The organism is Snodgrassella alvi (assembly GCF_002777855.1).
GTDB classification, from domain to species: Bacteria; Pseudomonadota; Gammaproteobacteria; order Burkholderiales; family Neisseriaceae; genus Snodgrassella; species Snodgrassella alvi_E.
The window spans coordinates 104,519-122,671 of the sequence record NZ_MEIK01000015.1 but is presented as its reverse complement, the minus strand read 5'-3'; the positions used below and the strand labels follow the sequence as shown (position 1 = coordinate 122,671).

The following is an 18,153-nucleotide window of genomic DNA, read 5'->3' as shown; positions in this document are numbered from 1 at the left end:
GTACCCCTCATGAGTTCGAATACTCCTTAAATAAATTAAATAGTTATGCGGCATGGTCTGGATAAACTTTGTCCAGCATGATTCATTAAATTATTTTGTTGTTGTATATATTGCTGATAAGCCGCTAATCCGCCTTGCAACCAGACAATATGGTCGTTTTCTGCAAAACTCATTTGCCGTTGCAATAGCCTAAGCGTGTGTTCATCTGGGCTAACCAGTACATAGCGTATAAAGGCATCATTACGATTATCTCCTTGGCTGATGTATTGCTTTAGTTCTGGACTAGATATCTGGGCAAGACTAAATTGTTTAGCAGGTTGTTCTGGTAAAGTATTCAGTTGTGATGAATTCAAACCTATACTAATCACCTGCCATTGTATGGATTGACCACCGGATAAAAACTCCAGTGCAGAGATTTCCTGCAGATTGGGCTTATTATGATTTTGTACTTTTTCCCAGACAAAAAATCCTCCTCTTAAAGCATATACGTGGTTAAAACCTTTTTTTCTTAAATTTTTAATAGTTTGGTTTATCTGTAATTCATCAAATCCAGTTCCAACCAAAATCACGGTTTTATCAGCTAAAAAATCAGCACTAGACAATCGACTAAGCGGTACAGCCAGCATTTTCAGCCCTGTTTCTTGTCGCACTGCCCCAGTTCTGATATCCACCCACACCGCATCATGCCATTGCGGCTGACTTAACGCTTTTATGCTAAGCCAGTATTTATGATCAAGTGGTTGTTTAATTTGGTTTTGCGGCCAGTTTACGGCTACAGGCTGTCGCGCCAAATCTGGTTTATCATTGAGACAGGCAGATAGCTCCTGTGCCAATATCCGTACACTGAAAAAAAATAAAATTCCAGCAATATAAATAATCTGTGATAACTTCAGCATCGCAATATCTGTATTTTTATTTATTTATCATTCAAAATTTATAGCCACAACGATATATCGTGGTGTTGTAGCTGAATAATCAAGCTAGATAGTATTTCTCATCTAATTGAAATATTAATACTTACCAATTAGCTTGATTTGACAATGGTTAAAATGGTTTATTGCTAATATGTAATCATTATTCAACTAATAATTATCATTTGAATTCAATATACAAGCGCTTTTATTTCTGAATCGCGTAAAATTTCTACACTGGTGGCCAGTATTAGAACGATTGCACGTTAGCAACCACCTAGAAAAATTTTAAATATTTTTGAATAGCATTATTAATTAGCTATATTTCATAAAATAAACAAATAATATTTATTCTAAAAGCATTAATTAACTATTAACACAATCCAGATAAGATTAATTGTCATTAAAAACTTTCAACCTCTATTTTATGGTTGCCGTTAAAATACAGGTATTTTTAATCTAATTATTAAATTCAAAATTTTTCTATTTTTAGTAGTTCCTCTATATTAGCTATATAGAGCAATGAAATATTAATTTAATTGCGTAACTCCATTATTCGCAACAATCAATTCTCCTGCTCGCATTAATGAGCCTCAAAGGCGAATCAAGATAAAGCAATTGTATAGATACTCTATGTATAACCAAACTAAGGTTTTCGGATTTCAGATTAAAAGGTTTCAGAGCTTTGTGATTGCGCTCTATCTTGTTTTAAAATCTGAACCCCGGATTTCATACGGCTGTATATAGCCAAAAGATTTTATAAACAGTTAATAATTTTGCAAATTAGATAATAACTTTCTTTTGCATACATTTAATATTAGCATACCCTAATATTTTTAGGCAAATAATTTGTATAAGTTGATTAATCATGCTAAGACAGCCTTATTTTACTACAAATAATTAGATGATACTTACTTTTCCATCCAACAATTTAGGAAGCTATCTGTAAATATTTCTGCTTCAAGTGCCATTATTTGCACATCTAGAGATGTTTATATCTTTATCTTCTTCAACTAGCTAAATTTAATCATGTTATTAATTTCCAAAATATATCTGGATAATAATTAAGTTATCTAATGAAAAGGTTTTCCTAAACAGGCGAATTTAAGTACCAACAAAATAAAATTATTGGACAACGTAATGCCTTCTTTCAACGCTGATATCTGGTACTCGTCGCTGAGTCTCAAAAATATCATATGCAGGTTTCAATTGTTGCCAGAAAGGAAAATATTCTGAATCCTGATTTTTTTTCATATTAGATGGACTCATCATAAATGGAAAAATATGTATCGGAATCTGCTTCTGCCCCCCGTCTAATGCCAAGCTGACGAGAGTATATATTTCTTCTATACTTGCGTCTGTCATGGCATAACAACCTGCAGAAACACATTTACCATGTATCATTATATAACTACCGCTAAAACCATTTGCTTGATCGTAAGTATTTGGAAAACCAATATTAAAAGACAGATGATAACGGCTATGCGGATTGAGCAGATTTTTCTGGGTTGCATAAAAGCCTTCTGGACTTTTGCCATCACCTTCTGCTTTTTTGGGTCCCAGTCCACCAGAAAAAGTACAAATTTTCCATGTTTTATATAGCTTGTATGGCTGGTTCTCACTCTGTGTCCAAACTTCTAGAATCCCTTCCTGCTTAAAAAGACGCAAATAAATATTATCCCCGCGTACTGGATAATTGGCCGGATTCGTTTGAAGTGGATATTCTACCGCTTGTGCATGTTGGTATCGATTTAATGCCTGATTAATTGCTGATAAAGAATCAATGTATAGCGGATTATTCTTCAACACCAGCACAACCCCAGTAATAAAAGCAATTAAACAGCCACCCACAAAAAAACCAAAGATTTTATTATTCATGAATTTAAAATTGTTTTTGCGTTTTCTCACTACAGCCGAAACCAATAAAACAAACCCTACAGCAACCAAAAATATCAGGCTGGAGAGGCAAAGCAGGTTTCCGATTAATTTTGACATATATTATCTTTGATTTTCTCAACAGAAATCTGGCTGTTTAAACTGATGGCTGGTTATTAAACAACTGATTTATATGATTTCGTCAGCGCTTTAAGATTAAAAGTATCTTATTCAACTGATATTACTATAGTATGTAAAAATAAATCAATTTATTTAGCATTATATTCAGAATTTAAATTGACTAATCAATAATTTACTTGCTTGCTGATTTTTGGCAATCCATAATAACTTGATGCTTAACTTGTATTTAATCAAACAGAAAAACTTAACATTCGACAACTAATTTGTTTTTTAAAACAGATTAGCTAATATTTTATGCAACTTCAGCTTCAATTTGCTATTTAAAAACTACTGAACAAACATCTGTTGTTTCTTGATAATTTCACACATAAAAATTATTAGCATTAAGAAATAAAAAAGCATTACCCGCAGCCTATAAGCCATTGGTAATGCTTTTGTTTGTTACTTCCTGTTCAGCTGACACATAACGTGATGCGCTGTCCAGAAACCTACTAATAAGGATGTTATCGTTTGTCTCTTACTTTTTTTCTAAAGAAACCGGAAAGGTAACTAAATTATTAGTGTTATTCGGATCAGCTAACAACCCCTGAACACGTGCTTTAAAATCAGCCTTACCGCTTGCGCTGGTAATTTTGACTGTCAGCAGAATAATCGTCTCTTCGCCTATAGGCAGTTTATCAATCCGGTTTGCAGACTCATTATAATTGCCCATCACTACTTTCTGTTTCGTGATTTGTACATCATCGGATAGCGATTGCAGAGAAATATTGCGCGCATCCGCAGGACCGTTGTTGGTGATAGTCAACAACAATTGAACACAGTCAGCCGGTAATGCCGGTGTAAGCTCTACTTTTTCAACCTCCAAAGCAATATCAGCTGCTCCAGGCATAACAGGAATACTAACCTCATTATTATTTAAATTAGCATCCTCCGTCTGGCTTTTAATCCGAGCTGCAAACTGGCTTACCTTATCGGTTCCGTTCACCTTAACCGTTAATAACAACTTGGTGCTTTCTCCAGCGGCTAGATCATCGATACGCTCTTCCTGAGTATTGTAATTTCCTGCCAATACTTGCTGAGCTGTAATTTCAAGATTATCTGGTAACTCAGGTTGGAGATAAACATTACGTGCACTTAATGGTCCATTATTACTGATTGTGACGAGTAACTGAGCGGTATCTTGATCTAAAGAATTATTCCATTCAACGGCTTCAGCACTGATTGCAACATCTGTCTTACCTGGAGCCACAGCAGCAGATGCAACATTATTACTCATATCAGGGTCAGCTGAATCACTGTTGATATGTGCAGTAAATTCACCCTTACCATCAGCATTTTTCATTCGCACAGTATATAGCATCGTAACTGTTTCATTTGCGCCAAGCGCATCGATACGCTGCTTCACAGAATTGAAATTGCCAGACAAAACTTTTTGCTCAGTAATTTCCAAATCAGATGACAATTCAGGCTGCACATGAATATTTCGTGCAGTTTCCGGCCCTTGGTTCGACACAGTCAGTAAAAATTGTGCCGTATCCGCAGGCAGTTTATCATTCCACTCTACTGTCTCAATATTCACAGCAATATCTGCATCACCAGCCACAGGCGGCTGAACTGCAGCTTGCTTAGCAAACAGATAATTCTCAGCATGCATATTGTCTTGCAGAACAATATGCTCGATTTTACCTGCCAGAGCCTGACCACCGGCACTACCTGCCACAGCTGGTCCGTCAATCATATCTGCAACATCGTCAACCCAGATAGAATAATCACCGGCCGCTAACTTATCAAAACTAAACCTGCCTGATTCGTCAGTGTAGGCAACTTGTTCAATGCGCTTACCGGCCACATTCTGCCCTGATAAAACAACCTTGATATGGCTTAAACCCTTTTCATCATGATTTAGCAGGCCATCAGCATTCACATCATTGTAGACTGTACCGGCTATCAGCCCCTGAGCATACGTAGCATTATGCTTAAATAAACTATACTGACCGGTAGAATCAGAATCGAACACATTCACATAATAAGACCAAGACATATCCTTATTACGCGATTTGGATAACCAGACATTATCACTTAGCAAGTGTTTACCATCCGAACGTACCACATCGTCTGGCTGTCTGCTGCCCTGAAAAGGATCCGCCACCTTGGCATAAACAAATCCTTTTGTAGCAGGAAAAGAAAGCTGATAGCCTTTATCACCTGCTTGCAATAAAGCTTGACTGCTCTGCTCAGACACATCTGAGTTCAGGCCACTAGATTCATACAGACGTACTACATCACCATCACGAGCCAGAAAATCTGTGACATCATCGCTATCCGGTAAATCAGCTTTTACATCATGAATTAAGGAGTGGGTATTCGTGGCTTTCAACAGACTGGTCACTGCCCCACCCAGTGTATCCGCATGTGTAAACGTGGCCTTAAAATCCGTAAATGTCCCCGACAGACTGGCAATCATATTCCAGCGGCCAACTGTAGAAGCACCGCCAGCAATATCTCCAAAATTCAGCAATAGACTTTTATCTGCAGGCTGATTATTGATATAGCTGCCCAGAATAGAAAAATCCACCAAAAGATTTTTCTTATTTTCCACAATCTTTGGCTGAGCTGAATCAATCACCGTGTGATAAGAAATGCCCTTACCATCATTACGAATACGAACACCAAGAGTAAAAGGCTCAGGTGTTTCTTCCTCAGCCGTAAACGGATCGTCACCATAAACTTCTCCCGGTAAAAAATAATCGAGCGTCAGCAATGGCTGAGGTTTCACTACCACATAATCTGGCACCACATCTACTGTCGTTTCCTGACCATTTAGCTCATAGGTGAGTTTTGCGCCTATATTGTAAAGCGTGTCCTTATCCTGAGCTGCGCCAAATGCAGGAATAATCATCCAATGGATATCAGCATTGGATTTGGCCGCAATCTGCCCCGTCCCATTAATATCATCAACACCGGACAAAGAATCAGTACGATAAAAGAATTTGGCCTGGCTATCCTCAGTTTTTTGCGTAACTTCTACTGGCTGATTATCCTTATCCGTAAAAACCAGCTCCACACGAATATTTTTCAGATTTGCATCCAGACCATTTTTAATTAACATCCGAGCATCAAAAGCTTGCCGCTCAAAAGACAGCTTTTGCTCAATCACAATTTTAACTTCCGCACACTCCACATCCTGCGCAAATGCCGATCTGACCGGCAAAATGCTACAGAACAAAAATGCCAGAAGAGTCAGCATATGGCAAAACCCCTTACCATATTTCAACAGGGTACCCTTCATCATTTAACCTTTATATATTATTATTCATTTTATTGAATTTACAGATAAATCTAGTCACACTTACTCATCTACTCAATATCTATCTGTTTACTCTCCTTAAAAATATTATTTATAGATAGTTCTAATTTTTATTCAGATTCTTATATTCTCCATTTTAATATGCATATGAAATTATTTTAATTAAAATATAATGATTTTTTTTTAAATTATCAGATAAATTATGTCCCATCTAGTTATAATTTAAACAGCGTAAATAAAATATCAAAATCAGCTGAAGAGATTTCAAACCCAAACCTATGGACATAAATATAATCAAGACAATACTTATATTTTGAGCTATATAAGTGGAATATTATCTGACCATAAAAGCCAGCAAAGCAAAATGCCGCCGGCACAAAAATCAATTATATTTTTTCAAAAAACTACAACTAAAGCTTTGTATGTGGCGCGTTAGTTGAAAGAATTAAAAGTACAGCACTCAAAATTAATGCTGACACAAAAATAAAGTATCCAAGCATCCGGCTTATATTTCTTCAAGTGAAATAATTTCCTAATATTTGTTCTAGAATGCACGATTTTTTATTGTAAAGCATAAGTATGCAATGAATAAAATTTAAATTTGCATTAAATTGGAAGCAAAGTTCACAGAGAAAAATCTATAAATAGTACACACAGTATTCTAGAGAAATATAATAGCTACACAAGCAAAATCAATATTTAACCTAACCTATATTAAGATTAAACAAACGAAGTTGAATTTTTTATCGGCAAAAGATATCAAAATTCTTTCTATAAATTAAATATTTAATCATCATAGAATTCAGACCCACTATAATTTATTGCAAAATGTTAAACCTCTAATTCCCATTATTACTCTTTTTATAAACTATCCTGCCAAATATAATAAATATTACAGCGAATATCTTTACACCGTTTTTATACATGAATCAGTGCAGCAAAATCCTATTTATAAAATTTTTTTAACTATACCCTTTTTCAATTATCATTTGCAAGCCAAATTTAGTACAAATAAATCCCAAAAGCATAAATATATAAACAAACTAAATATCATGAATTAGTTTAGAACACTACTGAGGCTATTTTATTTATAAATAGATGGAGTAATAATAAAGATATAATTATCTATTAAAGTTTAATACACATTTAACAGATACAAAAAACCAACACCTGCCAAACTGATTACTCTCACTATACGATTGAATCATTCAGCTCTTTTCGTTTCAATGATGCCTAGACATATCGATAATAGAAGCCGATACTTTTCTCATGTGTAGGAAAAAATGATAACATTAAGAATATGTAATAAAATTTACCAATATGGCAAAGCCAACATACCATATTAAAAGTATTGAAAATTTTAAATTGTGTAGCAAATACATGGCAGTCGGTATTTTTATCAAAGGCGAGGCTGTTATTTTTTAGATAAAAAAGTATTGGATAAGAACAAAAATCATGGCTTATTACCTTAATCTTTTTTCACCAGAAACTTATGCTGCATTTACTCACTCGAATAAAACGATTACTGGTTTTCGTAATCGACAGCAAGGAATGGCAAACCGTATTAAGGCTGGGGATGTGCTGATTTGCTATGTGACACGTTTATCGCGCTGGTGCGGTTTGCTAGAAATAGTAGATGGACCATTTCTGGATGATACGCCCATATTTATGGTAAAAAACGATCCTTATATTGTTCGTTTTCATGTTCGCGCTCAAGTATGGCTACCTTTGCATGAAACATTACCTATTCATCTAGACGAAATATGGCAACAACTTTCATTTACCCAATCTTGTGATAAAAAAAGCACCATCTGGACAAGCTTTGTACGTTGTAGTTTAAATAAATTTACAGATAAAGACGGTACATTTCTAGCTAGTACGTTATTAGAGCAATCAGTAAATCCAGAAATACACCCATTGGATGAAAAAGAACAAAAAAGTCTTAAAGTCCATATCGTGAACCGCATTGATAAGGTTGTAGAAGTTTCTGTACCTGACAATGATGATGAATTCTTGGCAAGTGATAAACAGCAGCAATCTCAAGATGTGCGTGAATCGATTAAAATGCAAGCATTACTAGCGCAGATAGGCGCTCGTATGGGGCTACGTATCTGGCTGCCCAAAGCAGACAGGTGCAGGGTATTAAAAGAGTGGAAAAACGGAACAGAACTTTTATTAGACCATTTACCGCTTAATTATGACGAAGCAACATTAAGTACAATTGAACAAATTGATGTAATTTGGTTAAAAGGACGTTCAATTGTTCGTGCTTTTGAAGTAGAACATACTACTTCGATTTATTCCGGTTTGTTACGGATGGCAGATTTGCTTGCATTACAGCCAAATATGAATATTAATCTTCATATTGTGGCACCAGACGCCAGAAAGGGGAAAGTGTTTCAAGAAATTCGTAGGCCCGTATTCTCTCTTTTGGATAAAGGACCGCTGTTTGAAAGCTGTAGTTATATTTCCTATAGTAATTTAAAGGAATTGAGTAAGCAAAAACATTTAAATAGAATGACAGATGCTGTTGTGGATGATTATGCGGAGAAAGAAGAATTGTAAGGCTTAGATTTCAACAATAAAAATACAAACCTACAGGTAGGCTTTTTTACCAATAAGGTTATTCATTTCAAGTAATAGATATGAAAAAATTTGCTTATTAATACAACTATCACCGAATCAATTTTAAAATTAAAATAGATTTCAACTTAAGCGTAATCGTTTTTTGTTGCAAACAAATTTGTGTTTGCTATAGATAGCACACGCAGTTTATTAAATAATTGTTTTTATTAGGTTAGTTCAATTCAGAGCGAAAACTAATAACTACTGTGCACAACCAATCCATCATAAGCAGGTTCGCAGTTTTTCGGGCAATGTTGCTTTAAATTATGGTATTCCTGTTTATGGGTCATGTGGATAAAGTAAGTATGTTTGGCCTGAATGCGTTCGGCGTAAGCAAAAGCCTGTTTGGTACTAAGATGGCTTGGGTATGAAGTGTCCATCAAGCAATCGAGAAACAGGTAATCTAGTCCCTGTAAATGTGGGAAAATGGATTCGTCAATATGGTTGAGATCGGTAAACCAGGCAATGTTGCCTATGCGATAAGCACTGCTTGTCCAGCTTCCATGTGATACAGCAAACTGCCATACAGGTACGTCTTCAATAGTGAGAACCCTGCTCTGCCCCTGATTTAACGGTAACTCATGTGCGCGCAGTACAGGACGGTTCCAGTGGTTATTTTGTTCCAGAAAAGCGTAATCAAAGCGGCTGCAAATATTAGCCAATGTATCACGATGGCCGTATATAGGTATGGGCGCGCGCTGTTTGTAACAGAATGCGCGCAAATCATCGATACCGTTTAGATGGTCGGCATGAGGATGGGTGTAGAGCACGCCATCGATATGCGACAGTTGATATTGTAAAGCCTGATGGTAAAAATCGGTACCGGTATCAATTTGCCAGTGCTGTTTGCCTATCTGAATATGAGCACTGCAACGGGTGCGCCTGTTTTTCGGGTCGCTGCTGGTGCAGGTAGCACATTCACAACCGATTACTGGCGTGCCGGAGGAGCTGCCACAGCCGAGTACAGTTAGAGTAATCTGTGTCATGGCTGGCTAGTCAGCGGTGGTAATTTGCTAAACAAGCGATAGGTATTGGCGGTGGTGGCTGCTTCGATGGTTGCCATGCTCTCGCCGCGAAGCTGTGCGACAAATTCGGCGGTGTAACGTACGTAAGCCGGTTCATTTGGTTTGCCACGCTTGGGCACTGGAGCCAGATAAGGAGCATCAGTTTCAACCAATATGCGATCTAAAGGTACGTATTTGCAAGCTTCTTGTATCTGCTGCGCGTTTCTGAAGGTCACTATACCAGAGAAAGAAATATAAAAGCCTAAATCCAATACAGCTTTGGCAAAGGCAGTATCTTCGGTAAAGCAATGGATAACGCCTTGTTGTGCTTGGTTTTCATGTAGAAGGCGCAGTGTATCCGCAGCAGCATCACGGGTATGAATAATCAGTGGCAGACCGGTTTGGTTGGAGGCCTGTATATGCGTGCTGAAGCGTGCATGCTGCCAAGCAAGATCTCCACTGCACCAATGATAATCGAGGCCAGTTTCACCGATACCGACTACTTTAGGATGTTGTGCAGCCGCAATCAGTTCATCTACACTCATTTCCGCCGAGTTTTGGTCTTCGGGGTGCACACCGACACTGGCAAAAAGATTTGTATGCTGCTCGGCCAGTGCCAGCACTTCGTCTGCGCTTTGACGGTCTACGCTAATAGCAATAGCCTGCCCTATTTCTGCCTGTGCCATATTCTCCAAAACTTGTGGCAGTCTGGCTGCCAACTCAGGCATATTCAAATGGCAGTGTGAATCGATAAGCATGATTACAGGGTATATGTTGTGCGTTCGCTCAGCAGTAAACCAGGCAGAATATCTTCAATACTCTGCTTTACGGCAATGCTGTCTTCATCTTTGCCAAATGCCAGTCCGATTCCCTGAGGCTGGCCGGTAGATGTAGCGGCGGTGTTTATCCATACTACTTTTGTGCGCAGATATTTGGCTTCGTTGAATTCGGGCAGGTTTACCGCCAGTAATACTTCTTCACCCATTTGAAACGTATCTGTTGTGGGCGCAAACAGGCCACCATGCTGTAGAAATGCCATATAGCTGCGATACAGCTCTGGTTTATCGGGAATGGTTAAATTGAGCATTTTGCCCGGCAGATTGGTAGGCGCTTCAGCCATAAACTTCCTTTGTGCTTATGTGTGTTTATGCTGCCACACATTAAGATAATCTATTAACAAGTCTTCTAGTTGCATTTTAACATTGAGGGTATGTTTACCGTAAGGGGCTAGCGCATTTACTCTGTCGATTAAAGCAAACAGGGATAATGGGTCGATTTGTGCAGTAATCTCGTTCAATGCATTTTGCCAAGCCGGATAATACATGGCACACATATGTTGCTGCGCTAGAGACATATCCAGTAACCATTTGGCCAGCCAGTCTAGAAAGGTTGCTAGAGCCAGTTTCTGTTTGTCAAAAGCAGCAGCATAATCCAGCATAGCAATCAGACGTGGCTTGACGAGCAAAGGGATAAGTTCGTTACGTAGCTGCGTATGGCTGTCGTTATCAGAAAACAAGGGTGCCCCGCCGTGAAAGGCAAGCAAATCAGCCGTTTTTTCACCATGTAATTGTTGAGCAAAGGCCAATGCTTCTGCTGGTGTGGGCATGGTTAGCACCACCTGACGACAACGACTTTTAATGGTAGGTAGTAGTCGATCTTTCTGATGGCTGACCAGAATAAAAACCATCCCAGCCGGAGGTTCTTCTAGAATTTTCAGCAATGCATTGGCGGCCTGTGTATTCATACTTTCAGCAGGGTAAATCAAAGCCACACGTTTGCCGCCGCGATGGGCACTCAGGTGAGCAAAGTCGAGCACATTACGGATGGTTTCTACTTTAATTTGTGCCAGCTTTCGTTCACCACCGTCGCTTTCTGCTTCTTCCGGCGTCACCATCAGGAAATCCGGATGGCTGTGCTGGCTGAATAAATGACAAGAAGTGCACACACCACAAGGCTGATGATTGGCTTGCGGGGACTCACACAGCAGTGCTTGCGCCAGATGCTCGGCAAATTCCCGCTTACCGATTCCCGGATGGCCATAAAGCAACCATGCTTGCGGCTGCTGCTGCCAGTGCTGGGCAATCTGTTGCCAAACAGGTTCGAGCCATGGGTAAATCATGGGTTCAATCCAAACTGTTGTGCCAAACTCTGATTGATTTGCGCTGCTACAGCATCCAGTTGCAGGCTGCTATTAATGATGGCGTAGCGTTGCGGTGCCGCCGCGGCACGGTCTAAATAAACCTGACGTGTGTGTTCAAAAAAATTAGTATCCAGTTGCTCAAAGCGATCGGGGCTTGTGTTGTGACTTAGACGCTGCTGAGCCACAGCCAAGGGCACATCCAGTAGTAAAGTTAAATCAGGTTGCAATCCCTGCTGTACCCAGTTTTCAAGAATGGCTATATCAGCCAGAGGCAGACCGCGTCCACCACCCTGATAAGCAAAAGTGGCATCTGTAAAACGATCACTGACAACATGCATACCTTGTGCCAGAGCCGGTTTAATCACCTCATCCAGATGCTGCTGACGGGCAGCAAAAATCATCAAGGTTTCAGTGCGGGCATTGGCACGGGTAGCAGGATTAAGCAAGAGCTCGCGTAACGCTTCACCAATAGCAGTGCCTCCCGGCTCACGGGTAAATAGTACCGGCAATTGGTGTTTTTCAAACCATGTACGAATGGTATCGAGGTTGGTTGATTTACCGGCACCATCAATCCCATCCAACGTAATAAATTTTGCTTTCATCTATACTAATCTGCTCAGGGTTTTTTCAGAATATACTGGCGAACCGCTGCGTTATGCTCGTTCAGACTGTGGCTGAACTGGCTGCGTCCGCTACCATCATTACGCGCCACAAAATACAGGTAATCATTACTTGCCGGATGAGCAGCTGCTTCTAGCGCAGCTTTGCCCGGCAATGCAATCGGGCTGGGCGGTAGTCCGGCGCGAGTATAAGTATTGTACGGTGTGTCACGACGTAAATCAGCTTTGCCAATTTTACCTTTATAGCGGCTGCCCATGCCATAAATCACGCTAGGGTCTGTTTGTAAGCGCATATGCTGATTAAGCCGATTAACGAATACCGCGGCCACATTGCTTCTGTCTTCCGCATGTCCAGTTTCTTTTTCTATCAGACTGGCCATAATCAGCATTTCGTAGTCAGACTGGTAAGGAAGATTACTGCGCCGTTCTTCCCATGCGGCCTGCAAATGTTTCTGCATCGCCTTATATGCTTGCTGGTACAGCGATAAATCACTGCTATCAGAGCTAATATCATACGTTGCTGGAAAAAACAGCCCTTCTGCGTGGGCATAATGGGTATCATCTGCCACTTGTTTAAGTATTTGGACATCAGTCCAGCCACGAGTAAGATGTTCTATATCGGGTGTACTATCAACAATCCTGCGCATCTGTGCAAACGTACTACCTTCAATAATTTGCACATTAATACTGTCTGGCTTACCATTTCGCAGCCTTTGCAGAATCTGCCAGCTTGATACCGAGCGGGGTAAACGATAATTGCCACGATGAATTTTATCACCCATGCCAAGCATATAGGCCGTGCCAACAAATACCCAGCGGCTGTAAATCACATCATTACTGGTAAGTATCCTGCTTACTCCGCTAATACCATAGCCTGCTGGCACTTTCAAACGGTAGCCCGCGTTACTTTTAGGCATAAACAACAACAATGCCCATACTAGCGCAAACATCAGTAAACCCGTTAAAATCAGCAATAACGCCCGTCGTTGTTTACGCCGCATAAAAGCTATCCTGTTAAATAAGATTATTTTAGACTAGCCTGTAAGTATAAATTTAATTGGCAGAAGCCACCACTACTGCCTTTAATCCAAATGTGTGTCCAGATATGCGATATTTATAGGGTAGAATAGTTTACAGATTGAGAACTGTATTTCCACTTTAATAAGAAAGCTTAAGCTAGGGCTTGCAAAATTCAGTAGTTCAGGTAAAATGCGCAGCCTGTTCAGCAATAAACGCTGTAACAATCGGGGGTATAGCTCAGTTGGTAGAGCGCTTGCATGGCATGCAAGAGGTCAGCGGTTCGATCCCGCTTACCTCCACCATATAAATAATGATTTTATAGATAAATGGACGCAAACATGCGTCTTTTTTTGTATCTGCTTTTGACAGCGCTTGGGTTTTGCTCCGGTTTTATAAATTATTCGATTTTCTTTTACCTTTGAAAATAAAAGCAAATGACTATTTGTAAATAAAATCATGCTAAAAATAAGAGAAATGAATCGCATGAATTCCATTTTAGCCAATTCTAAAAATCTGAAATTCATACATATTCTAATTGAAAGCTATTTTACCCACTTATATCCGAAGCTGTGTAGAGATTGGAAAAGATTAAAATACTAAAGTAGAATTTAGGTGAATAATTATCTTTAGCTGAAGATTAAAGATTAAGCATAATTTAAAAATCTGCTATCTGTCGCTAAGTTTTCTATTTTGGAAATGTATTCAATCTAGCTATGTAACAGATACAATTTGAATAAAAAAGAGATGCTTTTTATTCAAATAAAATAAATTTTAAAGTTTATACAAATTTAATATTTTAATTTAATGCAATTTAAAATTAAATTATTTATTTCATTATTTCAATCATTTTTATTAATCAAAATATTTTGGTTTATCTGATATATAAAATTTTGCAGTGATTCTGCATTTATTCCCAAAGCACGCACACATAAAACGCAATCTGCAGCTTGTGTGATACCCCACAGATAATCATCGTTCTCAAGTGGCCAATCTGGCAATAAAGCGGTGTATATTTGGTTAATTAGCTGCTGCATGTCCGTTTTACTGGCGGCGGTATTGACATAATAGAGGCAGGCTTGATGGGTGTATTGCTCCATCTGTCCCAATACATTAAGAGGTTGGCGATTGGGTTGCCAGAAGATATTGTCGCTTAGTAATGGCTGTTGCTGATAGTCGATGGTTACTCGCGATGACAAATAACGAAAATCCCAGCGTTCATGATTAAGTACGCGGCCGCAGGCGATGATTTCGCCCAAAATTAGCTGGCAGTTATCCGCCAGACTGATTTGCATACTTTGAGTTAAGGCCGCATCACGATGCAGCACCAATGGATGCGGTAGATAGCAAAGCCGGCTGTTTTCATGTAGAAAAATACGTGTATGCTGCTGCGCTTCTGCTGCCTGAGGCATGGATTGGATGCGAGTAAAGGCTTGTGTGAACAAGTACAGTTGTGTTTGTTGCGCCAGCTCTATCTCAATATCTATATGATCACCAGCTAGCAAACCCGGCGAAGAACTCATCTGCATCACCGAGAGTGCCTGAGGCCATACCGGTGTAGCCATATGAGGTAAAGTCAGGATTTTCAGTGGCGGGGTATAAAAGCAGCTACCTAAGATGGTCTGTCCGCGCTGGTTAAGCTGAGTGACAAGTGCTAATCGGCTGTGCATTAGCGTATCAAGCCTGCAGGTTCTGCTACATTTTCCAATAAGGCGTATTTTTTAATCCAGTCTATTATTGTATTTATCCCCTCTTCTGCCATCAGATTGGTAAATACAAACGGCTGCTCTTTACGCATGCGCTGAGCATCATGCTGCATAACTTCGAGACTGGCACCTACGTAAGGAGCCAAATCGGTTTTGTTAATGACCAGTAAATCAGAACGGGTAATACCGGGGCCCCCTTTGCGCGGAATTTTTTCGCCCTGTGCTACATCGATCACAAACAGAGTAACATCGGCCAAATCCGGGCTAAAGGTGGCGGAAAGATTATCACCACCACTTTCGATAAAGACAATCTGAATATCTGGAAACCGCGCCACCATTTCGTCTACTGCTTCCAGATTCATGCTGGCATCTTCACGGATGGCGGTATGCGGACAACCGCCAGTTTCTACACCCATAATACGCTCAGGTGGCAGCAAGCTATTTTTGGTCAGAAACTCGGCATCTTCCTGTGTATATATATCATTGGTGATTACTGCAATGCTGTATTGCTGTGCCATATGGCGAGTCAGTTTTTCAATCAATGCGGTTTTGCCCGAACCCACCGGACCGGCAACGCCGATTTTTATGTATTGACGCATCTTATGTGCAGACCTTTCGCTTTGGTAAGCGCTTATTTGTATTTATTTTGTGAACAATGTTTTTAGACTGTTAAACTCATGTGGGCAGACAGAAAGGCAAATCAGCCTTTTCTGTCTGAACGGAGAGTTAATAGCGATCAGGCTGTGAACAGCATCCCAAAGCCAACCAGACCAATCAAGCTGCCGGTCAGGCGTAATAACCATTGCTGTTTGCTCAAGGCGGTACCCAATCCAAAACCGGCGGCGTGCAACGCAGCGGTAACAATAACAAAGCCACATGCATAGCTGAATGCGCCATGAGCACCCATTTCAGCACCATGTGCTACGCCGTGAAACAGAGCAAACAATCCGACCAAAACCATGGCTGCTGAAGCCGGTACTTTTTTAAGCCACGCTGCAGCAAGGCCCAGTACAAGTACCGAAGCGGCTATTCCCTGCTCCAGCATCGGTATCTGCATACCGTGTGCACCAAGTATAAAACCAACTATCATCACACCAACGAATGTTGATGGTATTAGCCAGCGTGCTTTTCCGCGGAAAGTAGCAGCCCACAAACCCACGGCCAGCATTGCCAGCAAATGGTCCCAGCCACTGAGCGGGTGCAATGCACCCGCCTGCCAGCCTTCAGTTATATGTCCAGGGTGAGCAAAGGCCAGTACCGGACTTAATAATAACAAGGTAAATATTTTTTTCATGATTTTCTCCATTAAAGATGAATCTAACTCATATATAAACGAGTATATAATCGTTCATGCTGCATGGCTCTGATATCTGTGGCCAGTGTTGTCGCACCTAATTGCTTTATAGAAGGCTGCATGCTAGCAGCAACGGTTTCAGCAATCTTTTCATGCAATTCAATTAACATTTCCTGCCCCGCCATCTGGCTAAGTGGAATCAATTTCACCCCATTAGTAATCAGGCCCACTACAGCGTTGTAATAAAATGCCTGTAGTGTAGCCGCTTTATCTAAATGCATTGCAGCCGCCAGCAGACCAAATACCAGTGGATAAAATCCCCGTACCTGCTGTGACAACAGTGCTTCTTGAAAGGATGTCACTATGGCTGTCTGGTAATGCGGTGCAAAAATTTTAAGCAGGCGTATGCCGAGTTTGTAGCTGCTCTCACGCAGTTCACGAGCTACTTTGGCAGCACCAATCTGTTTATCTAGCTGCATCAGTGCTGGCAGATTATTGTCTTTGCTGGAATGGTAGGCCAATGATACATAGGCACCATCATTGTGTATCCAGTTTTGCTGCAATTGGGTACAAACAAATTCTTTCAGGGTAGCCGCATTATGTACTGCGCCTTGCTGAACAAAGGTTTCCAGCCCGCCGGAGTGGTTAAAGCCTCCAATTGGCAGCGTAGGATCAGCCAGTTGCAGCAATAAACCTGCACGGGTTAAAGCGTGAATATCAAGCTGGCTTCCAAAGTTGCTCATAGATGCAAACATTAATGATGGTGGTGTTCTGCAAATTCATGGCTGTGGCTATGCGTGTGACTACCGCCCACACCTGGTGCAGAATTGGCACGCAATTGTTCACTCAACCGCCGTTGCTGGCGCGTAGGCGCAAAACCAGCTGCTTGCAACCATTCAAACAATGGTTTATCAAATGGTAACAGTAATTCATTTCCGTCTAAAAACAATGGTGTATGTTTGTTCCCGATTTCATAGCAGGCACGTGCCATTTCCGCTAGGGTCTGTGGCGACAGCACCATCACTTCACTAGGCTCAATCTGCACTACGATAGCCAGCTGCTTATCCAGATACACCACATCATCATGATGCAGACGTTGTCCTTCTTTCAGCAGGCGAAAAGCAATTTCTCGCCCGTCATTGGTGGTGGTGCGGATAATGCGGCGGTCTGCTTCAAACCATTGCAGGCAGACGGTATCGACTTTCTGGGTTGTTATCTGCTGCTGTTGTTTAAGCGTTTGCAGATTGCCGATAATGGTTTGGATGATGAGATTCATTTTGATTTTTGATGATTTTAAGTAACAATAAGAGAATATAATAAAAATTATGAAAAATATTTAATTTCAAACAGATTAATATAAAAACATTTGACTCGAATCACAAAGATTTTTTTTCGTCATATTAAATTTAATCCAACATTTTCAACACAAATAAAATTTATTTCAAAAACATAAAGTTACTTTTACTATCTGAATAAACAAATTTTATGCATTGAGACAAATGGTATGAATTTT

Annotated in this window: 15 protein-coding genes and 1 tRNA gene; 2 read left to right on the top strand and 14 right to left on the bottom strand. The window is 40.0% G+C overall.

Annotation, left to right across the window (positions count from 1 at the left end):
• Window positions 1–35: 35 nt before the first annotated feature.
• The 3 genes from BHC43_RS01275 to BHC43_RS01265 form a co-directional block, all read right to left on the bottom strand.
• Window positions 36–896, bottom strand: coding sequence for a rhodanese-like domain-containing protein (locus BHC43_RS01275; RefSeq protein WP_100156266.1), 861 nt, complete (start codon window positions 894–896; stop codon window positions 36–38).
• 1,140 nt (window positions 897–2,036) lie between these two features.
• Complete coding sequence (locus tag BHC43_RS01270; RefSeq protein ID WP_218966443.1) at window positions 2,037–2,819, bottom strand: L,D-transpeptidase family protein; 783 nt, start codon at window positions 2,817–2,819, stop codon at window positions 2,037–2,039.
• Between the two features lie 625 nt (window positions 2,820–3,444).
• Window positions 3,445–6,174 (bottom strand): SdrD B-like domain-containing protein, encoded by a 2,730-nt coding sequence (locus tag BHC43_RS01265; protein ID WP_180297401.1) that lies wholly within the window; start codon window positions 6,172–6,174, stop codon window positions 3,445–3,447.
• A 1,515-nt stretch (window positions 6,175–7,689) separates the two neighbouring features.
• Between BHC43_RS01265 and BHC43_RS01260 the strand changes: the two genes are divergently transcribed.
• A complete protein-coding gene (locus tag BHC43_RS01260) occupies window positions 7,690–8,799 on the top strand; it encodes a hypothetical protein (RefSeq protein ID WP_100156264.1) in 1,110 nt (369 codons plus the stop codon).
• A 254-nt stretch (window positions 8,800–9,053) separates the two neighbouring features.
• Here the strand turns inward: BHC43_RS01260 and BHC43_RS01255 are convergent, their stop codons facing one another.
• Genes BHC43_RS01255 through mltG form a run of 6 tightly spaced genes read right to left on the bottom strand, consistent with a single transcriptional unit; the run spans window position 9,054 to window position 13,624 of the window.
• On the bottom strand, window positions 9,054–9,845 hold the full coding sequence (locus BHC43_RS01255) for an MBL fold metallo-hydrolase (RefSeq protein ID WP_100156263.1): 792 nt from the start codon (window positions 9,843–9,845) through the stop codon (window positions 9,054–9,056).
• On the bottom strand, window positions 9,842–10,624 hold the full coding sequence (locus tag BHC43_RS01250; protein ID WP_100156262.1) for a TatD family hydrolase: 783 nt from the start codon (window positions 10,622–10,624) through the stop codon (window positions 9,842–9,844). Before BHC43_RS01250 ends, BHC43_RS01255 begins: the two co-directional genes overlap by 4 nt.
• On the bottom strand, window positions 10,624–10,983 hold the full coding sequence (locus BHC43_RS01245) for a PilZ domain-containing protein (RefSeq protein ID WP_100139715.1): 360 nt from the start codon (window positions 10,981–10,983) through the stop codon (window positions 10,624–10,626). Before BHC43_RS01245 ends, BHC43_RS01250 begins: the two co-directional genes overlap by 1 nt.
• 15 nt (window positions 10,984–10,998) lie before the next feature.
• A complete protein-coding gene (gene holB, locus BHC43_RS01240; RefSeq protein WP_100139714.1) occupies window positions 10,999–11,982 on the bottom strand; it encodes a DNA polymerase III subunit delta' in 984 nt (327 codons plus the stop codon).
• The gene (tmk, locus tag BHC43_RS01235) at window positions 11,979–12,605 is read right to left on the bottom strand and encodes a dTMP kinase (RefSeq protein WP_100156261.1); all 627 of its coding nucleotides are present in this window, start codon (window positions 12,603–12,605) and stop codon (window positions 11,979–11,981) included. Before tmk ends, holB begins: the two co-directional genes overlap by 4 nt.
• Before the next feature lie 14 nt (window positions 12,606–12,619).
• A complete protein-coding gene (gene mltG, locus BHC43_RS01230; RefSeq protein ID WP_100156260.1) occupies window positions 12,620–13,624 on the bottom strand; it encodes an endolytic transglycosylase MltG in 1,005 nt (334 codons plus the stop codon).
• A gap of 245 nt (window positions 13,625–13,869) precedes the next feature.
• On the opposite strand from mltG, the gene BHC43_RS01225 reads away from it, so the two are divergent.
• Window positions 13,870–13,945 (top strand) — tRNA-Ala (locus tag BHC43_RS01225).
• A 537-nt stretch (window positions 13,946–14,482) separates the two neighbouring features.
• Here BHC43_RS01225 and BHC43_RS01220 read toward each other — a convergent pair.
• The 5 genes from BHC43_RS01220 to ureE form a co-directional block, all read right to left on the bottom strand.
• Window positions 14,483–15,310, bottom strand: coding sequence for an urease accessory protein UreD (locus BHC43_RS01220; protein WP_100156259.1), 828 nt, complete (start codon window positions 15,308–15,310; stop codon window positions 14,483–14,485).
• Window positions 15,310–15,945, bottom strand: coding sequence for an urease accessory protein UreG (gene ureG, locus BHC43_RS01215; RefSeq protein ID WP_100156258.1), 636 nt, complete (start codon window positions 15,943–15,945; stop codon window positions 15,310–15,312). The genes BHC43_RS01220 and ureG overlap by 1 nt, the downstream gene beginning before the upstream one ends.
• A gap of 137 nt (window positions 15,946–16,082) precedes the next feature.
• A complete protein-coding gene (locus tag BHC43_RS01210; protein ID WP_218966442.1) occupies window positions 16,083–16,640 on the bottom strand; it encodes a HupE/UreJ family protein in 558 nt (185 codons plus the stop codon).
• Between the two features lie 23 nt (window positions 16,641–16,663).
• A complete protein-coding gene (locus BHC43_RS01205; RefSeq protein WP_100156366.1) occupies window positions 16,664–17,383 on the bottom strand; it encodes an urease accessory protein UreF in 720 nt (239 codons plus the stop codon).
• A gap of 11 nt (window positions 17,384–17,394) precedes the next feature.
• Window positions 17,395–17,916, bottom strand: coding sequence for an urease accessory protein UreE (ureE, locus tag BHC43_RS01200; protein ID WP_100156256.1), 522 nt, complete (start codon window positions 17,914–17,916; stop codon window positions 17,395–17,397).
• Window positions 17,917–18,153: the final 237 nt, after the last annotated feature.